This window comes from Aeromonas bivalvium, from assembly GCF_046078285.1.
Taxonomy (GTDB): domain Bacteria; phylum Pseudomonadota; class Gammaproteobacteria; order Enterobacterales; family Aeromonadaceae; genus Aeromonas; species Aeromonas bivalvium.
In genome coordinates, this window is record NZ_JBGXBV010000001.1 from 1,240,187 (window position 1) to 1,257,367 (window position 17,181).

The 17,181-nt window shown below is 64.4% G+C and carries 17 protein-coding genes, 1 tRNA gene and 1 other annotated feature; of the genes, 3 read left to right on the forward strand and 15 right to left on the reverse strand.

Annotated elements, in window-relative coordinates; all coding sequences use genetic code 11:
- Positions 1–2: 2 nt before the first annotated feature.
- The 11 genes from ACEUCR_RS05625 to ACEUCR_RS05675 form a co-directional block, all read right to left on the reverse strand.
- Positions 3–1,259, reverse strand: coding sequence for an SAM-dependent methyltransferase (locus ACEUCR_RS05625; protein WP_111874895.1), 1,257 nt, complete (start codon positions 1,257–1,259; stop codon positions 3–5).
- Positions 1,259–2,005, reverse strand: a complete 747-nt coding sequence (locus tag ACEUCR_RS05630; RefSeq protein ID WP_408788674.1) for a DUF1365 domain-containing protein — start codon at positions 2,003–2,005, stop codon at positions 1,259–1,261. The genes ACEUCR_RS05625 and ACEUCR_RS05630 overlap by 1 nt, the downstream gene beginning before the upstream one ends.
- Positions 2,002–3,261, reverse strand: a complete 1,260-nt coding sequence (locus ACEUCR_RS05635) for an NAD(P)/FAD-dependent oxidoreductase (protein WP_408788677.1) — start codon at positions 3,259–3,261, stop codon at positions 2,002–2,004. Before ACEUCR_RS05635 ends, ACEUCR_RS05630 begins: the two co-directional genes overlap by 4 nt.
- Positions 3,258–3,992 carry an SDR family NAD(P)-dependent oxidoreductase gene (locus tag ACEUCR_RS05640; RefSeq protein WP_408746953.1) on the reverse strand — a complete coding sequence of 245 codons (735 nt, stop codon included), beginning with the start codon at positions 3,990–3,992 and terminating at the stop codon, positions 3,258–3,260. The genes ACEUCR_RS05635 and ACEUCR_RS05640 overlap by 4 nt, the downstream gene beginning before the upstream one ends.
- Positions 3,989–4,417: a nuclear transport factor 2 family protein gene (locus tag ACEUCR_RS05645; protein WP_408788680.1), complete on the reverse strand. Its 429-nt coding sequence runs from the start codon at positions 4,415–4,417 to the stop codon at positions 3,989–3,991. Before ACEUCR_RS05645 ends, ACEUCR_RS05640 begins: the two co-directional genes overlap by 4 nt.
- Before the next feature lies 1 nt (position 4,418).
- The gene (gene phrB / locus ACEUCR_RS05650; protein ID WP_408788683.1) at positions 4,419–5,852 is read right to left on the reverse strand and encodes a deoxyribodipyrimidine photo-lyase; all 1,434 of its coding nucleotides are present in this window, start codon (positions 5,850–5,852) and stop codon (positions 4,419–4,421) included.
- Positions 5,849–6,721, reverse strand: coding sequence for a MerR family transcriptional regulator (locus tag ACEUCR_RS05655; protein WP_408788685.1), 873 nt, complete (start codon positions 6,719–6,721; stop codon positions 5,849–5,851). Before ACEUCR_RS05655 ends, phrB begins: the two co-directional genes overlap by 4 nt.
- 65 nt (positions 6,722–6,786) lie before the next feature.
- Positions 6,787–7,731, reverse strand: a complete 945-nt coding sequence (locus tag ACEUCR_RS05660) for a YbgA family protein (protein ID WP_408788687.1) — start codon at positions 7,729–7,731, stop codon at positions 6,787–6,789.
- A 177-nt stretch (positions 7,732–7,908) separates the two neighbouring features.
- Complete coding sequence (locus ACEUCR_RS05665) at positions 7,909–8,532, reverse strand: autotransporter outer membrane beta-barrel domain-containing protein (protein WP_111874902.1); 624 nt, start codon at positions 8,530–8,532, stop codon at positions 7,909–7,911.
- A 163-nt stretch (positions 8,533–8,695) separates the two neighbouring features.
- Complete coding sequence (locus ACEUCR_RS05670; RefSeq protein ID WP_408758808.1) at positions 8,696–9,265, reverse strand: DUF3157 family protein; 570 nt, start codon at positions 9,263–9,265, stop codon at positions 8,696–8,698.
- An 87-nt stretch (positions 9,266–9,352) separates the two neighbouring features.
- Positions 9,353–10,189, reverse strand: coding sequence for an adenine nucleotide alpha-hydrolase family protein (locus ACEUCR_RS05675; RefSeq protein WP_408788690.1), 837 nt, complete (start codon positions 10,187–10,189; stop codon positions 9,353–9,355).
- A gap of 243 nt (positions 10,190–10,432) precedes the next feature.
- Positions 10,433–10,555: a sequence feature (Phe leader region), on the forward strand.
- Positions 10,556–10,592: 37 nt separating this feature from the next.
- On the opposite strand from ACEUCR_RS05675, the gene ACEUCR_RS05680 reads away from it, so the two are divergent.
- The gene (locus ACEUCR_RS05680) at positions 10,593–11,762 is read left to right on the forward strand and encodes a chorismate mutase (protein WP_041999641.1); all 1,170 of its coding nucleotides are present in this window, start codon (positions 10,593–10,595) and stop codon (positions 11,760–11,762) included.
- Positions 11,763–11,868: 106 nt separating this feature from the next.
- Here the strand turns inward: ACEUCR_RS05680 and ACEUCR_RS05685 are convergent, their stop codons facing one another.
- A complete protein-coding gene (locus tag ACEUCR_RS05685) occupies positions 11,869–12,297 on the reverse strand; it encodes an LPP20 family lipoprotein (RefSeq protein ID WP_041999638.1) in 429 nt (142 codons plus the stop codon).
- 41 nt (positions 12,298–12,338) lie between these two features.
- Positions 12,339–12,959: a FlgO family outer membrane protein gene (locus tag ACEUCR_RS05690; RefSeq protein ID WP_041999636.1), complete on the reverse strand. Its 621-nt coding sequence runs from the start codon at positions 12,957–12,959 to the stop codon at positions 12,339–12,341.
- 158 nt (positions 12,960–13,117) lie between these two features.
- Here ACEUCR_RS05690 and ACEUCR_RS05695 point away from each other — a divergent pair, with 158 nt between their 5' ends.
- Both ACEUCR_RS05695 and ACEUCR_RS05700 read left to right on the forward strand, forming a co-directional pair.
- The gene (locus ACEUCR_RS05695) at positions 13,118–14,272 is read left to right on the forward strand and encodes a flagellar assembly protein FlgT (RefSeq protein WP_408789064.1); all 1,155 of its coding nucleotides are present in this window, start codon (positions 13,118–13,120) and stop codon (positions 14,270–14,272) included.
- A 49-nt stretch (positions 14,273–14,321) separates the two neighbouring features.
- Positions 14,322–14,398 (forward strand) — tRNA-Arg (locus tag ACEUCR_RS05700).
- Positions 14,399–14,529: 131 nt separating this feature from the next.
- Here ACEUCR_RS05700 and ACEUCR_RS05705 read toward each other — a convergent pair.
- Together ACEUCR_RS05705 and ACEUCR_RS05710 are read right to left on the reverse strand one after the other, a co-directional pair.
- Complete coding sequence (locus tag ACEUCR_RS05705; protein WP_111873298.1) at positions 14,530–15,756, reverse strand: aromatic amino acid transporter; 1,227 nt, start codon at positions 15,754–15,756, stop codon at positions 14,530–14,532.
- 198 nt (positions 15,757–15,954) lie between these two features.
- Positions 15,955–17,169: an aromatic amino acid transporter gene (locus ACEUCR_RS05710; protein WP_408788693.1), complete on the reverse strand. Its 1,215-nt coding sequence runs from the start codon at positions 17,167–17,169 to the stop codon at positions 15,955–15,957.
- Positions 17,170–17,181 lie beyond the last annotated feature (12 nt).

Sequence of the window (17,181 nt, forward strand, 5' to 3'; positions counted from 1 at the left end):
GGTCAGTGACCGCTCACTGGCAGGTCACCGCTCCAGCCGAGAGGGCCCGGCTTGGCCGCCTCCAGCTGCACCAGGCTGATGGCCCGCTCCCAGAAGCCCCCCTCGCAATAGGCAAAATAGAAGTGCCAGAGCCGGATGAAGTCCTGGCTGTAGCCGAGCCTCGGCAGCTCGGGGGCCAGCGCCAGGAAGCGCTCGCACCAGTGGGCCAGGGTGCGGGCATAGTGGTGGCCGTGATCGTGTAGCCGCACCAGCTGCATGTCGGTCTCCCGGGCGAGCAGCCCCGCCATCTGGGAGACGCTCGGCAGACAGCCGCCGGGGAAGATGTAGCGCTGGATGAAATCGACGCCACGCAGATACTGGGCGTGGCGCTGATCGGCAATGGTGATGGCCTGGATCAGCAGGCGACCGCCGGGCCTTAGCAGGCGCGACAACTGGCGGAAATAGTCCGGCAGGAAGGCGTGCCCCACCGCCTCTATCATCTCGATGGAGACCAGCTTGTCGAAGCGCCCCTCCAGCTTGCGGTAATCCTCCAGCAGCAATGTGATGCGATCCCCCAGCCCCTCCCGGGCAATCCACTCCTTGGCGTAGTCGTGCTGGGCCTGGGAGATGGTGGTGGTGGTGACCCGGCAGCCGTAATGGCGGGCGGCATAGACGGCGAGGCCGCCCCAGCCGGTGCCAATCTCCAGCAGGTGGTCGTCCGGCCCAAGCTCGAGCCGCTCGCAGATGGTGCGCAGCTTGGCCTGCTGCCCCTGCTCCAGGCTGGCCTCGGCGCTCGGGTAGAGGGCGCTCGAATACTGCATGTGGCTGTCGAGGAAGCCCTGATAGAGGGCGTTGCCGAGATCATAGTGGGCGGCGATGTTGGCCCTGGCGCCAGCCTGAGTGTTGCGGCTGCGCCAATGGCGCACCTTGTTGAACGGGAAGCTGAGCCAGCCCAGGCGCCGCTCCAATGAGTCGAGCAGCGGCAGGTTGCGGGCCAGCAGCCGCACCAGGGCCACCGGATCCGGGCTGGTCCAGAGTCCCTCCACCCAGGTCTCACCGGCGGCTATGCTGCCCCCCAGCAGCAGGCGGCGATAAAACGCCGGATCCTGCACCATCACCTCGGCGTGGAGATCCGTGCCCGCCACCCCGAAGCGGTGACGCTCGCTGCCGTCGTGCAGCAGCAGCTGGCCGTGTTCGAGACGTCCCAGCAGAGTGAGCAGCAGTTGTCTGGCCCCCTTGTCGATGAAAGAGGCAGAGAGGGTTGATTGAGCAAGTTCCATTAGCGGCTCTCCGGATGGGTAAAGATCGGGGTTCGTTTGATAAAAAGACGCAGGGCCTGCCAGTAGATACCGAGCAGCACCTTCAGGGTCATCCAGGGCCAGCGGACGAGCAAGGCCACCAGCCCCCGGCGCGACAGCGGCGCCCGGCGCAGCGCCAGGGTGGCATCGAACAGCTTGGCCTCGCCGGATGTGGGATGACTCTCGATATGGATCAGCGTCTCCTCTTCGGGCGGGCGGATGCGCCAGTGGTAGCGCATGGCCAGCCCCATGAAGGGAGAGACGTGAAAGTCCTTGTCATGGGGCGCCAGGGCCGCCAGATCCAGCAGGTAGTAGTGACGCTCGTTCCAGGGGGTGTTCGACACCTCCGCCAGCAGATAGCGCGCCTCTCCCGCCCGGTAGCAGAAGTAGAAGTTGACCGGGCTGAAGTAGAATCCCAGGCAGCGCACATTGCCAAGCAGCAGCACCCGCCCCTCGGGCTCGGCATCGCCACCCAGTTCGCTCACCTTGTCCCACGCCGCCTGCTTGAGGCTGCCCTCGCCACCGCCCAGATAGTCGTCGCGGCGAAACGAAAGCAGCCCCGCTCGCTCCAAGGCGAACCAGCGCCCCTGGCTAAGACCCGGCAGCTCGTCCAGATCCAGCCCCAGCATGAAGAGGCTGTATGAAAAGGCGTGGGGCCTGGGGGCGAAGCGGCGGTGGCGCACCGAGCCCTGCCAGATGGCGCTGATGGTGTCGCCGGCGGCCTTCACAGGCTGGCTCCGAAGCGCTTGGCCACGTCCAGGGCGCTGCGCACCCCGTCCTCGTGAAAGCCGTTGTACCAGTAGGCGCCGCAAAAGTGGGTGTGCTGCTGGCCGCAGATCTCGGCCCGGCGCTGCTGGGCGGCAATGGAAGCCTGATTGAAGACGGGATGGTGATAGACGAAGCGGCGCAGCACCTTGCTCTCGTCCACCCGCCCCTGGGGATTGAGGCTGACGCAGAAGGGCGCTGGCGAGCTTATCCCCTGCAAGATGTTCATGTTGTAGCTCACCAGGGGACGCGCCCCGTCGTCGTCCCCCAGCTGATAGTTCCAGCTGGCCCACGCCTTGCGGCGAGCGGGCAGGCAGCTCGCGTCGGTGTGCAGCCAGACGTCGTTGGCCTGATAGGCCATGGCGCCGAGAATGGCCTGCTCCCCTTCGCTTGCATCCACCAGCAGGGCCAGGGCCTGGTCGCTGTGGCAGGCGAAGATCACCTCGTCAAAGGGCTCTTCCCCGTGGCGGCTTCGGACCATCACCCCTTCGGCCGTGCGCCGAACCCCCTGTACCGGGCTGGCCAGCCGGATCCGCGCCTGCCAGCCTGCGGTGAGCGGGCCTATGTATTCCCGCGAGCCCCCCGGGATCACGTACCACTGGGGACGATTGACCACCTCGAGCAGGCCGTGGTTGGCAAAGAATCGCAGGAAGAAACCCAGGGGAAAGGCACGCATGTCCGCCAGGGTGGAGGACCAGATGGCCGCCCCCATGGGCAGGATATAGTGGCGGGCGAAGTAGTCGCTGAACCGTCCCCGTTGCAGAAAATCTCCCAGGGTCGGTTCGCTGCCATTTTCCGGGCGGGTCTTGTCCGCCAGCCAGGCGCGGGCCTCCCGGTTGAATCGCAGTATTTCGGCGACGAAGCGGTAGAAGCGCGGGCTCAGCAGGTTGCTGCGCTGGGCAAACAGGGTGTCCAGGTTGTGGCCGTTGTACTCCAGCCCCGCCGGGCTCTTGACCGAGAAGCTCATCTCGGTGGGCTGGCGCGCCACCCCGATCCGCTCCAGCAGTTTCAGGAAATTCGGATAGGTGCGATCGTTGAAGACAATGAAACCTGTGTCGATGGCATAGCTGCGACCGGCCTGAGTCACATCGACGGTGGCGGTGTGGCCCCCCAGGATGGGGGCCGCCTCGAACAGGGTGACGTCGTGCAGCTTGTGGAGCAGAAAACCGGCGCCAAGCCCCGAGATCCCGGAACCTATGATGGCAATCTTTTTCTTCATGAAGGGGATCCTTTCGAGGTGAGGGTGCGACCGAGGCGCAGCCAGAGCCCGGTCGGCAGGGCACCAAACAGGCGCAGCAACCAGATGAAGCGACGGGGGAAGTGGATCTGGTGGCGGCCGGCGGCAAGCCCGCTCATGATGGCGCGGGAAGCCGCTTCCACCGTCACCAGACAAGGCATGGGAAAATCGTTCTTCGCGGTGAGCGGCGTGCTGACAAAGCCCGGGCGGATAAGGCTCACCCCTATGCCCCGGGTCGCGAGATCCAGACGCAGGGTATGGGCCAGATAGTCGAGGCCCGCCTTGGAGGCGCCATAGGCCTCGGCCCGTGGCAGGGGCAGCCAGCTCACCGACGAGCTGACGATGGCGAGCCGAGACCCGGGCGCCAGTCGCGGCAGGAAGGCCGCCAGGGCATGGCCGGTGGCGATGAGGTTGGTTTCAATCACCCGGGCAAACAGGGCGCCGTCGAACCCCTCTGCCACATCCATGTATTCGCAGTTGCCAGCATTGAGGATCACCAGATCCAGGGCGGGCAGCGCGGCGGCAACCCGGGCCATGGCGGCGCTGTCCCTTGCATCGAACTGCAGGGGGGTGATCCCTGCATCGGCCAGCGCCTGCAAGCGCCCCTCATCGCGGCCACAGCCCCACACCTGCCAGCCGGCGCGCCTGTAATCCAGCGCCAGCTGGCGGCCGATGCCGGAGCTGGCTCCGGTGATCAGTACCCGTCCGCTCATGATCCCAGCCTCCCCTTGATGGCGCGCACCAGGGGGCCCAGCAGCGGCAACTGCTCGTAGAGCATGGCGCCCAGATCGAAGTAGTCCCGGTGCAGGCACACCTTGCCCTCTTGGTCGAACTCGAGGCGGGTGGCCCCTTCCAGCCGGATCGGCTCGCCGCCCCGCAGCCTGGGGTGGGAGAAGGTCATGGTCCAGCCGAGCCAGGCCCCCTGCCCCTGCAGCTGCTGGTCCGTTACCGCGAAGCGGCAATAGGCCAGGCGCTGATAGAGGGCGGCAAAATAGTCGGTGAGCGCCGCCAGTCCTTCGATGCGATGGGCCGGATCGATGAAGACCACCCGCTGCGCATAGACATCGGGCAGGCGGTGCAGTTGCTGCCTGTCCAGTTGCTGATAGAGGGCGATAAAGCGGGCCAGCGGGTCCTTCATCCTATTTCTCCAGGTTTCGAAACATCTCGATGGCCTTCACCCGTGCGAGGGCGTGATCCACCATGGGAGCCGGGTAATCACCTCCCCCTTTGAGTCTCAACCAGTCATGGGGTTGATGTATATAGGCAGGGGGGACATCGGCCAGTTCTTTCACCCAAGTACGGATAAAGTCTCCTTGTGGATCAAATCGTTGCCCCTGAGTTGTCGGGTTGAACACCCGAAAATAGGGGGCCGCATCGGCGCCAGTACCCGCCGCCCACTGCCAGCCGCCATTGTTGGCCGCCAGATCCCCGTCTATCAGTTTGCTCATGAAGTAATCCTCCCCCAGCCGCCAGTGGATGTGCAGATCCTTGGTGAGAAAGCTCGCCACTATCATCCGCAGCCGGTTGTGCATCCAGCCGGTGGCGTTGAGGCAGCGCATGGCGGCGTCGACCACGGGGTAGCCGGTGCGCCCTTCGCACCAGGCGGCGAAGGCATCCGGGTCCCAGCTCCACGGCAGGGCCGCGGTCTCGGGCTTGAAGGGACGGTTCATGGAGAGGCTTGGCACCCGCACCAGCAGGTGGCGATAGAACTCGCGCCAGATGAGCTCGTTGAGCCAGACGAAACCGGGCTGCGCCTTGGACTGGGGTCGGCCGCCGAGGCGCTGCTGCAGCGCGGCCACGCACTGACGCGCACTGAGGATCCCGGCCGCCAGGTAGGGGGAGAGCACGGAAGTGCCCGCCAGCGCCGGGAAGTCCCGGGTCTCGCCATAGTCCAGCACCCCCTGATCCAGAAAGGCGTGCAGCCGCCGCTGGGCCTCGGCCTCCCCCACGGGCCAGCGGGGATCCGGGGTCAGTTCACCCAGGGTCTCATCGGCAAAGGTCCTCTCGGCGAGCGGCTGCCAGGCAAGCGGCGCGGCGCGCGGCGCAGGAGCGCGATGAATGACGAAGCCCTCTTCGTCGAGAGCCTTGAGCCAGGCGCGGCCAAAGGGGGTGAACACCTTGAACATCTCCCCCGAGCCGGTCAGCACCCGCCCGGGCGGCAGCACGCAGCAGCCGTTGAACCAGTGGCAACTCACCCCCTGCGGTGCCAACGCGCGGGTGACGGCGCCATCGCGGCGCTGCTCGTCGATTTCGATGGCCTGATTGGCGTAGAGCTGGGTGACCCCAAGCTGGCGCGTCAGATCCGCCAGCGCCGCCGGCACCTCGGCAAAGGTCTCGACCCGCAGCAGATGCAGCGGGATGCCGAGGGCCGCCAGCTCGCGACCCAGCACATCCACCTGGGCCAGGATGAAGCGCTGGCGGACGGGGGCCATCTTGTGCGCCCGCCACTGGGCCGGGGAGATGACAAAGAGAGCCGCCACCGGCTCGTCAGCGGCGCTGGCATTCCCGCAGCACGAGCGCAGGGCCGGGTTGTCCGCCAGGCGCAGATCGTTTCGAAACCAGATCAGCCTCATGGTGTTTTCCTCCCGCGCCCGGCGCTCTGCTGCGCCATCCGCTCGGCCAGGCTCGCCCGCCAGTCCTGCTGGTTCAGCCAGTCGGCATCGTAGAGGCGCCCCAGCTCGCCAAAGAAGCGGGTACCGGCGGGCCAGGGGGTGGCCAGATCCTGCTTGCCAAGCCCGGCCCCCAGCAGCACCAGCCAGGGGGGAGTGGCGCGCCCCTCCAGCAGGGTGACATGGCGGGGCTCCACCGCCCCCAGCAGTTGCACCTCATAGCCCTGACCGATGAGCTCGTAGGCGGCCCAGACCAGATCGAGCGGCCCCACCTGGCCCCAGCTTGCCAGGGTGACCGGCACCCCCTTCTCCTGCTCGATGAGGTGGCGGGCGAAGCGGGTATGGAGCCAGCCCAGCCACACCTGTTGCAGCAGCTCGCCATCGGGGCGCTCGCGCCACAGCCCCAGCAGCTGCTCCACCAGGGGCTGCAACACCCGGCTGCGCACCAGCTCGAACGGATAGCTCGCCAGCAGGTCGTTAAGCTCGGCTTCCGCCTTGCGCTGGTTGAAGACGAGCAGCGCCTGGCCAAACTGATCCAGGGTCTGCTGCCAGTGATCGCTCACCGGCGCGGACTGGGGCTCGCTCAAGAGCCCCTTCACCTGGCCTATGCTCACCCCCCGCTCCAGCCAGCTCAGGATCTCGCCTATCTGGCGGATATCCTGCTCGCTGTAGAGGCGGTGCCCCTTCTCGGTACGGGCGGGTTGCACCAGGCCGTAGCGGCGCTGCCAGGCGCGCAGGGTGACGGCATTGACCCCGGTGAGGCGGGAGACCTCGCGGATGGGGTAGACGCCCTCGTCGGGGAGAGGCGCGGCTGCTTGTGGTTCATCAGACATGAGAGGGTCCATCAGACATTGGGAAAGAGGCCCCCCGGCCATCCGCCGGGGCCTGCACAGGGTGTTCAAAGCCCGTAACGCAGTTTGAGCGTATCGGGATGCGGGTTGAGATAGACCTGCTCGGACAAGTAGGCATTGGGGTACTCGCGCAGGTAATGGCGGATCAGGGTAAGGGGCACCAGCAGCGGGAAGACCCCGGTGCGGTACTTGTCGATGGTGTCACAGAGCTCCTGCTTCTGGGCCGGGGTCAGCACCCGCTTGAAGTAGCCCTGCAGGTGCATCAGCACATTGGTGTGGCTGCGACGGTTGGCACGAAGACGCAGGGCCGCCATCAGGCCCTGGATGTAACTGTCCGCCACCTGCTGCAGGTTGGCCTTGCCGAGGTTGCCCAGCAGCTTGCCGAGAGTGCGGTAGTGGCTGGTGGCGTGGGAGAGCACCAGATACTTGTAGCGGGAATGAAAGCGGATCAGGGCAGAGGCGGTGATCCCCCGGGCGCAGAGCTGCTGCCAGTCGTGATAGGCGAAGACCCGCAGCACGAAGTTCTCCCTCAGTATGGGGTCGCACAGGCGGCCGTCTTCTTCCACCGGCAGCAGGGGGTTGGCCTCCATCAGCGCCTTGGCAAACAGGCCAATCCCCTCCTTGGCGCTCCCCTCGTTGTTGGCGCCATAGATGCGCACCCGCTCCATGCCGCAGCTGGGGGATTTGGCGCAAAGAATGTAGCCGGAGAGGAAATCGAGCTGACGTACCTTCTGCTCGCTGAAGGCGATCAATTTCTCCGTGACGTCGAAGCTGCCGTTGCTCGCCTCGGCCCGCACCTCCCCCTGGCGTTTCACCAGGCGGATGGCGGCGCGGGGCGCGCCAAGGCCAATGGCCATCTCGGGGCAGACGGGGTGATAGTCGAAGTGAGCGCCGAGGTCCCGTTCGCAGAAGCTGGAGCGTTTGTGGCCCCCGTCGAACCGGACTTCCTGGCCCAGCAGACAGGCACTGATACCGACCTTGATCTTGTACATGATGGCGCTCCTTGTATAAGCATTGACTCAGTTATAGCAGTTATACAAAGAAATGGAAGTTGTATAACTATTGCCAACCGATACGATGCCGGAGCGAACACAGGATCACAGGAACATGAAAAAAGCCCATGACGGCGTCATGGGCAGGAGCAGGGGTATACAGGAAGGGGGCGGGGCTCAGAAGTTGTACTTCACCCCCAGGCTGGTGATGGAGCCTTGCTGCAGATCCCAGCGACGATAGGTGTAGTCGGCGGTCAGGGCCAGGTTCTGGGTCAGCTTGTAGGCGCCGCCCACCTTGAAGTCCTGCATGTCGTCGGTCATGTTGGCGTAGCGATAGGCGGTGGAGAGCTCGACCTGACCCAGGTCGTAACGCAGGCCCACTTCACCGTACAGGCTGCCGCTCTTCTTGCGCGCCACCGAGTCCCAGCCATCGACATCATGGCTCAGCTCGCGCTCCAGGCTGTAGCCCATCAGGCCGGTCTCACCGTACAGGTTCAGGCCGGTGCTGAGGGGCGTGAACACCCCCACCCCCAGGTTGGAGATGGCCATGCTGTCATTGCCGCTGTTGCGGGAGCTGTATTCTGAGCCGAGTCGGCCGTAGACGTTGGAGCCGAAGCTCTTGGAGAGATCCAGGCTCAGGCCACCGAAATCGCGGTTGTCGCTGTCCTTGCCACCGATGAAGTCGGACTGGGTATGGGTCCAGATAGCGGCACCCTTGGCATAGCTGAACGCATCCTGCGCCATGACGGAGGCGGAAGAGCAGGCGGCCAGGGCCATGATGGAAAGCGTGATTTTTTTCATTGTGATGACTCCTCGTTGAGATGGAGCCATTGTGCCGAGCCCCCCGAAAAATGCCGAGGGACAAGCTGTTGCCAAACCATGTCAGATGTAAGCAACTGTTTCTGTTTGCCGTAACCTACTGTTTAAATAAATAAAAAACCTCCCGTAGGAGGTTTGTCGACCCTTAGCGAAACACCACTTCCTCGATCTCGACCCGCACCAGGGGCCGCTCCTCCTGCCCGGCCGGTTTCGCCATCTCTACCTCGAGGGAGGGACGATCCTCCCCCTTGCGCAGATAGGTCTCCGGCAGGCGATTCTCTGCGACCCAGAAACGGGCCTCCTGGCGCGAGAGCTGGACTCCCTGCCGGTCGAACAGGCTGACATGACCGCGCACCCCCACCACGTTGCGGCTGCCGGTGTTGTGCACCATGAAGCGCAGCCGATAGGTGTCCCCCGTCTCCAGCCGGTCCAGACGAACCTGGACGCCATCCCGGGCGGCCTCGCTCAGCAAGGCGGGGTTGGCCAGGGCCTGCTCGGTCAAGACAGGGGCGGCCACCGTCCGTGGGGCGCTCTGCGCTTGCACGCCGACGGCCGTGCTGGCGACACTGGCCGGCTTGACCAGAAGATACTCCCAGCTGAAGTCATCATTGAGCTGCACCACCCGGCCATCGGCCAGGGTCACCTGGGTGAGCGGGGCGGCCTGGGCCAGCACGGGGCCGAGGGAGAGGAGCAGCAGCAGGGGAAGGGCTTTCATGGCATTCCTGTTGGGCAGAGACAAAAAGGGGCGTCAGTATAAACAGTCGCCCCCTCCTTGCCTATGATGCCGCTCACAGAGCCGCCCTCAACCCTTGATCTCGTGGCGCTGAGGCTGGACGAGATCCAGGGTCACATGGTCGAACGCCATCCCCTTGAGGGCGCGGTAGATATCCTGCTGACGATCGAAACCGTGGGCACGCTGATGCGCCGGCAGGCGGATGCGGGCCAGGACACCATGCTCTCCTCCCAGGGGATGGAAGAAGACCTGGGCCTCGTCAAACCCCATGTCGGCCAAAAGCTGCTCCGCCATGTCGATCATCTGCACCTGGTGGCTTTCGATCCCGCTGAGATCCTGGAAACGGCGATTGAGGTAACCGCCGCTGGTCTTGCCCCAGCGATCCAGCTCCCGGCGATGAAAACCGTAACGAAAGTCCCGGTGGGACATGCCTTGCTCGGCGAACGGCCAGAGGGTGTGGCCCGGCAGCGGCCCAAAGCGGCCGAGGTAGGCCTGCATCTCCTCGAACGAGGCCGGGATCAGCAGCGGCAGGGCGGCCCAGTCCGTCTGCTTGCCCCTGGCCTCCTCCAGCAGCTGCAGCGGATCCCGCGCCCCCGGGGGCAGCTGGCCCGCGTCGCAAAACAGCATCTCCTGGGTCTTGATGACCCTCTGTTCCAGGCCGTGGTGCAGACAGTAGCGGCGGGCCCGGGCCAGTTCCCGTCGGCTCAGCAACGGGTTGTCCAGGGTCAGGGCGCGCACGCGCACCCCGCCGGCACGGCACAGTTCCATGGCGTAGCAGGATTCCAACCGTCCCGAAAAAGAGATGACCAGCTCGCCGTGGCCGGCCAGGGTCTCGATGAGGCGCTGCTCCCTGGCCTGAAACGTCTGATCATATCCCTGATTCAGTACAACGATCTTGGTATCCATGGATGCCCCGATAGTGAATGCAGGGGCCCATCTTGCGACCAGCAAGCTGAACTGACCATAAATGAAACATGAGAAAACCAGCATTTCCATCGCCTACGGCTATTAATCATGATCCAGATCAATTCTTCCCGTTTCCCGGACAGAATGCCGGCAACCGGGAGGACCCGCCTCCCCGACTGACAACTTTTACTTGCATCAGGGCGGCAAATCCCTTAAAGCTAGGGCATTGACATTTCAGGGTTATTCCATGCTTTCACTATTCTTCTTTCGTTTCTCGTTTATCCGGCCCAGCTGAGGGAAGGCCCACTCGTCGTATAAACCGGAAACCAAAGACGAATCGAGCCTCCCTAGCGGAGGCTTTTTTACGCATATCATCAATGACATATCTGGACAGGTAAGTAACATGGCAACCCTAGACGACATCAGGCAGGACATCACCCAGTTGGATCAGGAGCTGCTGGCCCTGCTGGCCAAGCGCAAGACCCTGAGCATAGCGGTCGCCCGTGCCAAGCAGGCCAATCCCCGCCCCATCCGCGACCACCAGCGCGAGCAGGATCTGCTGGTCGCCCTGATCCAGAAAGGGCGCGCCCTGGGTCTGGATGCCCAATATGTCACCCGCCTCTATCACACCATCATCGAAGACTCCGTGCTCTCCCAGCAGGCCTACCTGCAAGGGCTGCTCAACCCGGAGCAGCAGGAGCCCATGACCAGCGTCGCCTACCTGGGACCGCGCGGCTCCTACTCGAGCCTGGCTGCCCGCAAGTATCTGGCCCGCTACAAGGATCAGGTGGTCGAGGTGAACTGCCAGAATTTTCGCGAGGTGCTCGACTCTGTCGAGTCGGGACGCGCCGCCTTCGGGGTGCTGCCCATCGAGAACACCAGCTCGGGCTCCATCAACGAGGTGTACGACGTGATGCAGCACACCAGCCTCTCCATCGTCGGTGAGCTGACTTATCCCATCGAGCACTGCGTGCTCACCGCGGTGCCGACCGACTTGTCTCGCATCAAGACCTTCTACGCCCATCCCCAGGTGTTCCAGCAGTGCTCCCATTACCTGAGCAAGCTGGAGGGGGCGCGCCACGAGATCTGCGACTCCTCTTCCAGCGCCATGATGAAGGTCAAGGAGCTGGGGAGCCCGGAGGCGGCCGCCATCGGCAGCGCGGACGGCGGCGAGCTGTACGGCCTGACGGTGCTGGCCGAGCAGCTCGCCAACCAGAAGGAGAACTACAGCCGCTTCATCGTGGTGGCGCGCAAGCCCATCGACGTGGCCCCCCAGATCCCGGCCAAGACCACTCTCATCATGTCCACCTCGCAAAAACCGGGCTCCCTGGTGGAGGCGCTGCTGGTGCTGCGCAACAACAGCATCAACATGACCAAGCTGGAATCCCGTCCGGTGCAGGGCAATCCCTGGGAGGAGATGTTCTACCTGGATGTCTCCGCCAACCTGCAGAGCGCCGAGATGCAGGCCGCCCTGGTGGAGCTGACCCAGATCACCCGCTATATCAAGGTGCTGGGCTGCTACCCGAGCGAGGATGTCAAACCCACCGCCGTGCCCCCCGTCATCCTGGGCTAGGTGGCGGGCGGCAATCCCCTGCCGCCGCTGGCGCGAGCCATCGACGCAAACAACAGCGGCGGCCCTGGGGCCGCCGCTGTTTTGCTGTATCCGGAGATCCCGGGAGCTAGAACTGCCCCGCCATCAGCTGGTTGAGGTGATAGAGGTTGCGGGTGTCGAGCTCGAGCTCGGTGGCATAGGTGTTGCCGCGAGGGTAACTCGCCACCACACGGGCGCCACGCACCATGCCGGCCACAGACACGTCCAGGGTGTTGGCGGTCTGGGTCAGATCCTTGTAGCTGCTGCGACCGCTCACCTGCTGGCCGTTGAGCTGCTCCGCCAGCTCCCGATAGGCATCCATCTTGGAGGCGCGGATGGCCTGCAGCATCTTCTCCGCCTGGGAGGGGCCGGGCTGGATGTCGATCACCCCATAGCCCACCGCCCTCAGCACGGGAAAGTCGTCCGGCTCGCTGGCACTGTTGCCATACTCCACCACGCGGTTGCCGCTGCAGCCGGTGAGCAGCAGGGCGAACAGGCATCCAAACAGGGTCTTCATCTTGTCTGCTTCCTCTCTGTGGGTCACGGGCGCCTGGGCGCTCAGGGGACCAGATTGACCAGATGGCCCTGGGGGCTGGCCCCGGAGCCGCGCTGCAACAAGCCACGGTTGACCGAGGCTCGTCCGAACGAATTATTGGCCCCCGTCAGGTACTGCTGGGGGATCAGGCTCTGGGCCGTGGTCTCCACCATCCTGGTACGCAGGTCTATGATACGGGCATTGACCAGGATCCCCTGCTTGTTGCGGCTGAAGGTGCCGGTCAGGATGCGGGAGATGGGCAGCCTGGCGGAGAGATCCTTGTAGTTGCGGCTCATCACGAAATCCCCCTGGGGGGTCACTTGGATGCTGCCCGTGGTCTTGAAGTCCACCACCACCTCGCCGCGCCGGTTCAGCTCGTAGATGAAGCTCTCCTCGATCTGCTGGCCCATCCAGTTGGTGTCTTTCAGGGTGTCGAGATCGACGAAGGAGGCGACGGCAATGGGTTCGGTCAGGGTGGAGAGGGACTTTCGCTCCATCAGCTGATCCGTCAGCCGGGCCACCAGCCAGTTCAACTCCATGCCGGGCGCGGCCTGGCGGGGATCCCCCACCTTGCGGTTGATGGGGTCGGAACCACAGGCAGACAAGGCCAGGGTAAGGGCCAATGCCGTGATCAATTTGTTCATGGATAAGGTTCCTGTCTCTGCGTCTCACCAGTTATCGGACGAGGCCGGCAAAGCTTGAGTGGGGAATAAGGCACGACTCTTGCTTTCTTCTCGGCAATATCCACACCCGAGTCGGCACGGGATCTCCCTGCCCCTGCAAGGTTCATGTTATGACACGCATCAAGATACCGCTGCTCATCGCCCTGCTGCTGGCCACCGGCGGCGCCCGGGCGGAACTGATCGAAGCCCAGGGCAGCGCCGCCATCCTGGGGGGTGACGAGGCCTATGCCCGCGAGCAGGCCACCCGGGATGCCCTGCGCCAGGCCCTGCTGGCCAGCGGCGCCGCCGTCTCCAGCGTGCAGCGCCTGGAAAACGGCAGCCTGAGATCCGAGCAGATCCAGATCCGCTCGGGCGGCGACATCCGCCAATACCGCCTCAAGCGGGAAGAGGTGCGCAACGGCCGCATGTACATCACGGTGCAGGCCGATATCCAGGCCGAGCGCCAGCTCTGCCAGAGCCAGCACTACGCCAAGGATTTGACGCTGGTACGGTTGCGGCTGCGCCACCCCGAGCAGGCCAGCTATGGCGCCCTCGACGATCTGCCGGCCAGCCTGTCACGCCGCCTGTTCGAGAAGCTGGCCGCCCTGCCCAAGGGGGTGCTGGCCCATCAATGGCTCGACGAGAACCTCGCCATCGACCCCCTGCACCTGCAGCAGGGGGATCGCAGCGCCCTCGAGGAGATCAAGGCCCTGAGCCTGCGCACCGACAGCCAGTACCTGGTGCTCGGCAGCCTGGACGATCTCTCCCTCGAGCCCCAGGGCAGCCGGCTGACCAGCTGGTATCAAGACCCGGTCCGCAGTTTTCGCATGCAGCTCTACCTGTTTGACGGCATCAACGGCACCCTGATGGGGCGCAAGGAGTATGAGGGACGGGCCGACTGGACCTTCGCCAAGCAGGAGCGGGTCGGCAGCGACAGCAGCCTGTTCTGGCACTCCAGCTACGGCCAGGAGGTGGACTATCAGCTCAAGGAGGCGGTGCAGGACATCCAGGCCCAGCTCGGCTGCGCCCCGGTCACCGCCCGCATCGTCGCCGTGGGCGAGCGCGGCCCCCACATCAACCTGGGGCGACGCAACGGGGTCAAGCTCGGGGATCAGTTCCGCATCCAGCACAGCGCCGACTTCACCGATCCCTACGGCAAGGCCCGCATGCAGCGCAATCCCGCCAGCGGCCTGTTCGAGGTGGTACAGCTGTTTGACGACGGCGCCATCATAGCGACACGGAACAAATATTCGCCATTTAACATCCAGGTGGGCGATTTTGCCCTATTGGAATAGAAATCAAGAGTTTAAAAGCGCGATTGTTTTTGTATAATGCACGCCACTCGCTCCCGTAGCTCAGCTGGATAGAGCGGTCCCCTCCTAAGGGACAGGCCACTGGTTCGAATCCAGTCGGGAGCACCATGATTATCAAGACCCCACCCTCGCAAGAGGCTGGGGTCTTGTGCTTTTGGGCTCTTACCGGGCGCCGCCATCGACCATGAAAAACGGCGCCTGATGGCGCCGTTTTATCCCTTCCCCAGAAACCGGGAGGATCAGCCGGTGTAGGCGGGCAGCAGCCCCGCCATGTTGAGCAGGTGGAAGGCTGCGGTCAGCACGCCAAACAGGATCACGCCACCAATCATGACCACGCCGCCCGGGGCACGAAAACCCTGGGGCTGGGCGTCGGCGTGGCCCTTGCCGGCACGCACCTTCCAGGCCAGCAGGGGCGGAATGATGCAGGTCCACAGGGTGGCGACTGCGCCCGCATAGCCGATGGCCACCAAAAAGCCGAACGGGAACAGCAAGGAGAGCAGCAGGGGCGGCAGGAAGGTAACCCCCCAGGACTTGGCACGGCCGGCGCGGCTGTTGTCGAACTTGAACAGGTCCGCCAGGTAGTCGAACACCCCCAGACCCACCCCGATGAAGGAGGAGAGAATGGCCGCCATGGAGAAGGCGTTGAGGGCATTGGCCACCGCCCTGGATTCGATGACAGAGCCGAGCGCCTTGAGCAGGGCATCCACATTGCCACCCTCTGCGATCACAGGGCCGAACTCGCTGCGGGGCAGGTTGCCGAACACGCTCACCAGCCAGATGAGGTAGAAGGTGAGCGCGATGACTGTGCCCCCCAGGATGGCGCGGCTGGCGCGGCGCTCCTCGCCGTAGTAGGCCCGCATGGACGAGACCGAGTGGTGATAGCCGAACGAGGTGAGCGCCACCGGCAGCATCACCAGGGCATAGGGAGCGTAGCTGACTTCACTGCCGACCCGATCGAGCAAGAGATCGAGACGAATGTTCAGCGACAGGCCCGAGATGCCGAACACGAAGCTCAGCCCCATCAGGATCACCAGCAGCACCGAGATGCGGTCCACCGCCCGGGTGGAGTGCCACACCAGCAGGGAGAAGATCAGGGTAAAGAGGATGGAGCCCAGCTGGCTGCCCATTCCCGTCATGCCGTCTATGATGAGGCCGGCCGAAGTGATGTAGGCGTAGAGCAGGATGCCGCCGACGAAATAGACGCTCAGGTTGTTGAGGGCATTGACCTTCTCCCCCAGCAGATCCCGAGTCACTGTATCGAAAGAGACCCGCAGCGGGTAGCCCTTGTAGGATTCGAGCAGCATCCAGCCCGACACCGTCATCACCACCATGGTCAGCACCACGGCGAGCACAGACCAGAGGGTCCAGGCCCCCGCCCCCGCACTCGGCAGCCCCAGCATGCCGGCCCCCACACAGACGCCGGCAATGATGCATGCCCCGCCCACCAATGATGGTTTCTGTTCCATTACTCCCCCAAACGGATTGTCGACTGGTCACGGCACACCGCCGTGCTTCTCCTGCGTTCGCCACTGCTGGCGCCGGGGGACTTTACCCTGCTCCCCTTCAGGTATCAAATCCGGAGGGAAAATGGGGGGAAACGAGCCGGATCCTGCGCCCCATCCGTGGAACATGTGCCGGACGGGGCCAGGTTCAGAGTGCCAGGATCATCCGGTGTAGACGGGCAGCAGACCGGACATGGCCATCAGGTGGAAGATGGCGGTGAGCACCCCGAAGACGATGACGGCCACCACCATGGGTTGGCCGCCGGGTGCCTTGAACCCCGCCTCCCGGGGGGCCAGCTCCCGGGACTTTTTCGCCAGCAGGGCCGGGATGATGCAGGCCCAGACGGTTGCCGCGGCCCCGGCATAGCCGATGGCCACCACGAAGCCGAACGGGAACATGAGCGACAGCGCCAACGGCGGCAGGAAGGTCACCCCCCAGGATTTGGCGCGGCCCAGGCGGCTGTTGTCGAACTTGAACAGATCCGCCAGATAGTCGAACACCCCGAGCCCCACCCCGATGAAGGAGGAGAGGATGGCCGCCATGGAGAAGAGGTTGATGGCGTTGGATACCCGCTTCGATTCGATCACCGAGGCCAGCGCCCCGAGCAGCACATCCACGTCGCCCCCCTTGGCGATGACGGGACCGAAGGCGGGGCGAGGCAGGTTGCCGAAGATGCTGAGCAGCCACAGCAGATAGAGCGCCAGGGCGATCAGGGTGCCCCCCAGGATCGCCTGCCTGGCTTTCTGCTCCTCGCCGTAATAGGCGCGCATCGACGCCACCGAGTGGTGATAGCCGAAGGAGGTGAGCGCCACCGGCAGCATGGCCAGGGCGTAGGGCGCGCGGCCCAGCTCCTCGGCAAAGGAGTGGAACAGCTTGGCGGTATCGACCTTGCTGGCAAGCCCTGAGACCCCGAACACGAAGCTCAGCACCATAAAGACGATCAGGACGACCGAAATCCGGTCCACCGCCCGGGTCGAATGCCAGACGAACCAGGAGAACACCAGCACGAACAGGACGGACGCCAGCTGGCTGTCGATGCCCAGCAGACCGCCCAGGATGAGACCCGACGAGGTGATGTAGGCATAGAGCAAAATGCCGCCCACGAAATAGACGGTGAGGTTGTTGAAAAGATTGATCCTGTGACCGAGCAGATCCCTGGTCACCGAGTTGAAGGAGGCGGTCAATGCGTAGGGTTTCAGGGCTTCCAGCAGCATCCAGCCTGAAATCGTCATGACGACCATGGTGAGAATGATGGCGAGGGTTGACCAGCTGGTCCAGGCCCCGGCTCCCGCGCTTGGCAGCCCCAGCATGCCGGCGCCGACACAGACGCTGGCAATGATACAGGCCCCTCCGATGACGGACGGTGTTGATGTCATGTGTGTTACTCC

Excerpts from the sequence above, each read along its gene's own strand:
- ACEUCR_RS05625 (WP_111874895.1), bottom strand. The coding sequence starts at position 1,259 with ATGGAACTTGCTCAATCAACCCTCTCTGCCTCTTTCATCGACAAGGGG.
- ACEUCR_RS05635 (WP_408788677.1), bottom strand. The coding sequence starts at position 3,261 with ATGAAGAAAAAGATTGCCATCATAGGTTCCGGGATCTCGGGGCTTGGC.
- ACEUCR_RS05640 (WP_408746953.1), bottom strand. The coding sequence starts at position 3,992 with ATGAGCGGACGGGTACTGATCACCGGAGCCAGCTCCGGCATCGGCCGC.
- ACEUCR_RS05645 (WP_408788680.1), bottom strand. The coding sequence starts at position 4,417 with ATGAAGGACCCGCTGGCCCGCTTTATCGCCCTCTATCAGCAACTGGAC.
- phrB (WP_408788683.1), bottom strand. The coding sequence starts at position 5,852 with ATGAGGCTGATCTGGTTTCGAAACGATCTGCGCCTGGCGGACAACCCG.
- ACEUCR_RS05655 (WP_408788685.1), bottom strand. The coding sequence starts at position 6,721 with ATGTCTGATGAACCACAAGCAGCCGCGCCTCTCCCCGACGAGGGCGTC.
- ACEUCR_RS05660 (WP_408788687.1), bottom strand. The coding sequence starts at position 7,731 with ATGTACAAGATCAAGGTCGGTATCAGTGCCTGTCTGCTGGGCCAGGAA.
- ACEUCR_RS05665 (WP_111874902.1), bottom strand. The coding sequence starts at position 8,532 with ATGAAAAAAATCACGCTTTCCATCATGGCCCTGGCCGCCTGCTCTTCC.
- ACEUCR_RS05670 (WP_408758808.1), bottom strand. The coding sequence starts at position 9,265 with ATGAAAGCCCTTCCCCTGCTGCTGCTCCTCTCCCTCGGCCCCGTGCTG.
- ACEUCR_RS05675 (WP_408788690.1), bottom strand. The coding sequence starts at position 10,189 with ATGGATACCAAGATCGTTGTACTGAATCAGGGATATGATCAGACGTTT.
- ACEUCR_RS05680 (WP_041999641.1), top strand. The coding sequence starts at position 10,593 with ATGGCAACCCTAGACGACATCAGGCAGGACATCACCCAGTTGGATCAG.
- ACEUCR_RS05685 (WP_041999638.1), bottom strand. The coding sequence starts at position 12,297 with ATGAAGACCCTGTTTGGATGCCTGTTCGCCCTGCTGCTCACCGGCTGC.
- ACEUCR_RS05690 (WP_041999636.1), bottom strand. The coding sequence starts at position 12,959 with ATGAACAAATTGATCACGGCATTGGCCCTTACCCTGGCCTTGTCTGCC.
- ACEUCR_RS05705 (WP_111873298.1), bottom strand. The coding sequence starts at position 15,756 with ATGGAACAGAAACCATCATTGGTGGGCGGGGCATGCATCATTGCCGGC.
- ACEUCR_RS05710 (WP_408788693.1), bottom strand. The coding sequence starts at position 17,169 with ATGACATCAACACCGTCCGTCATCGGAGGGGCCTGTATCATTGCCAGC.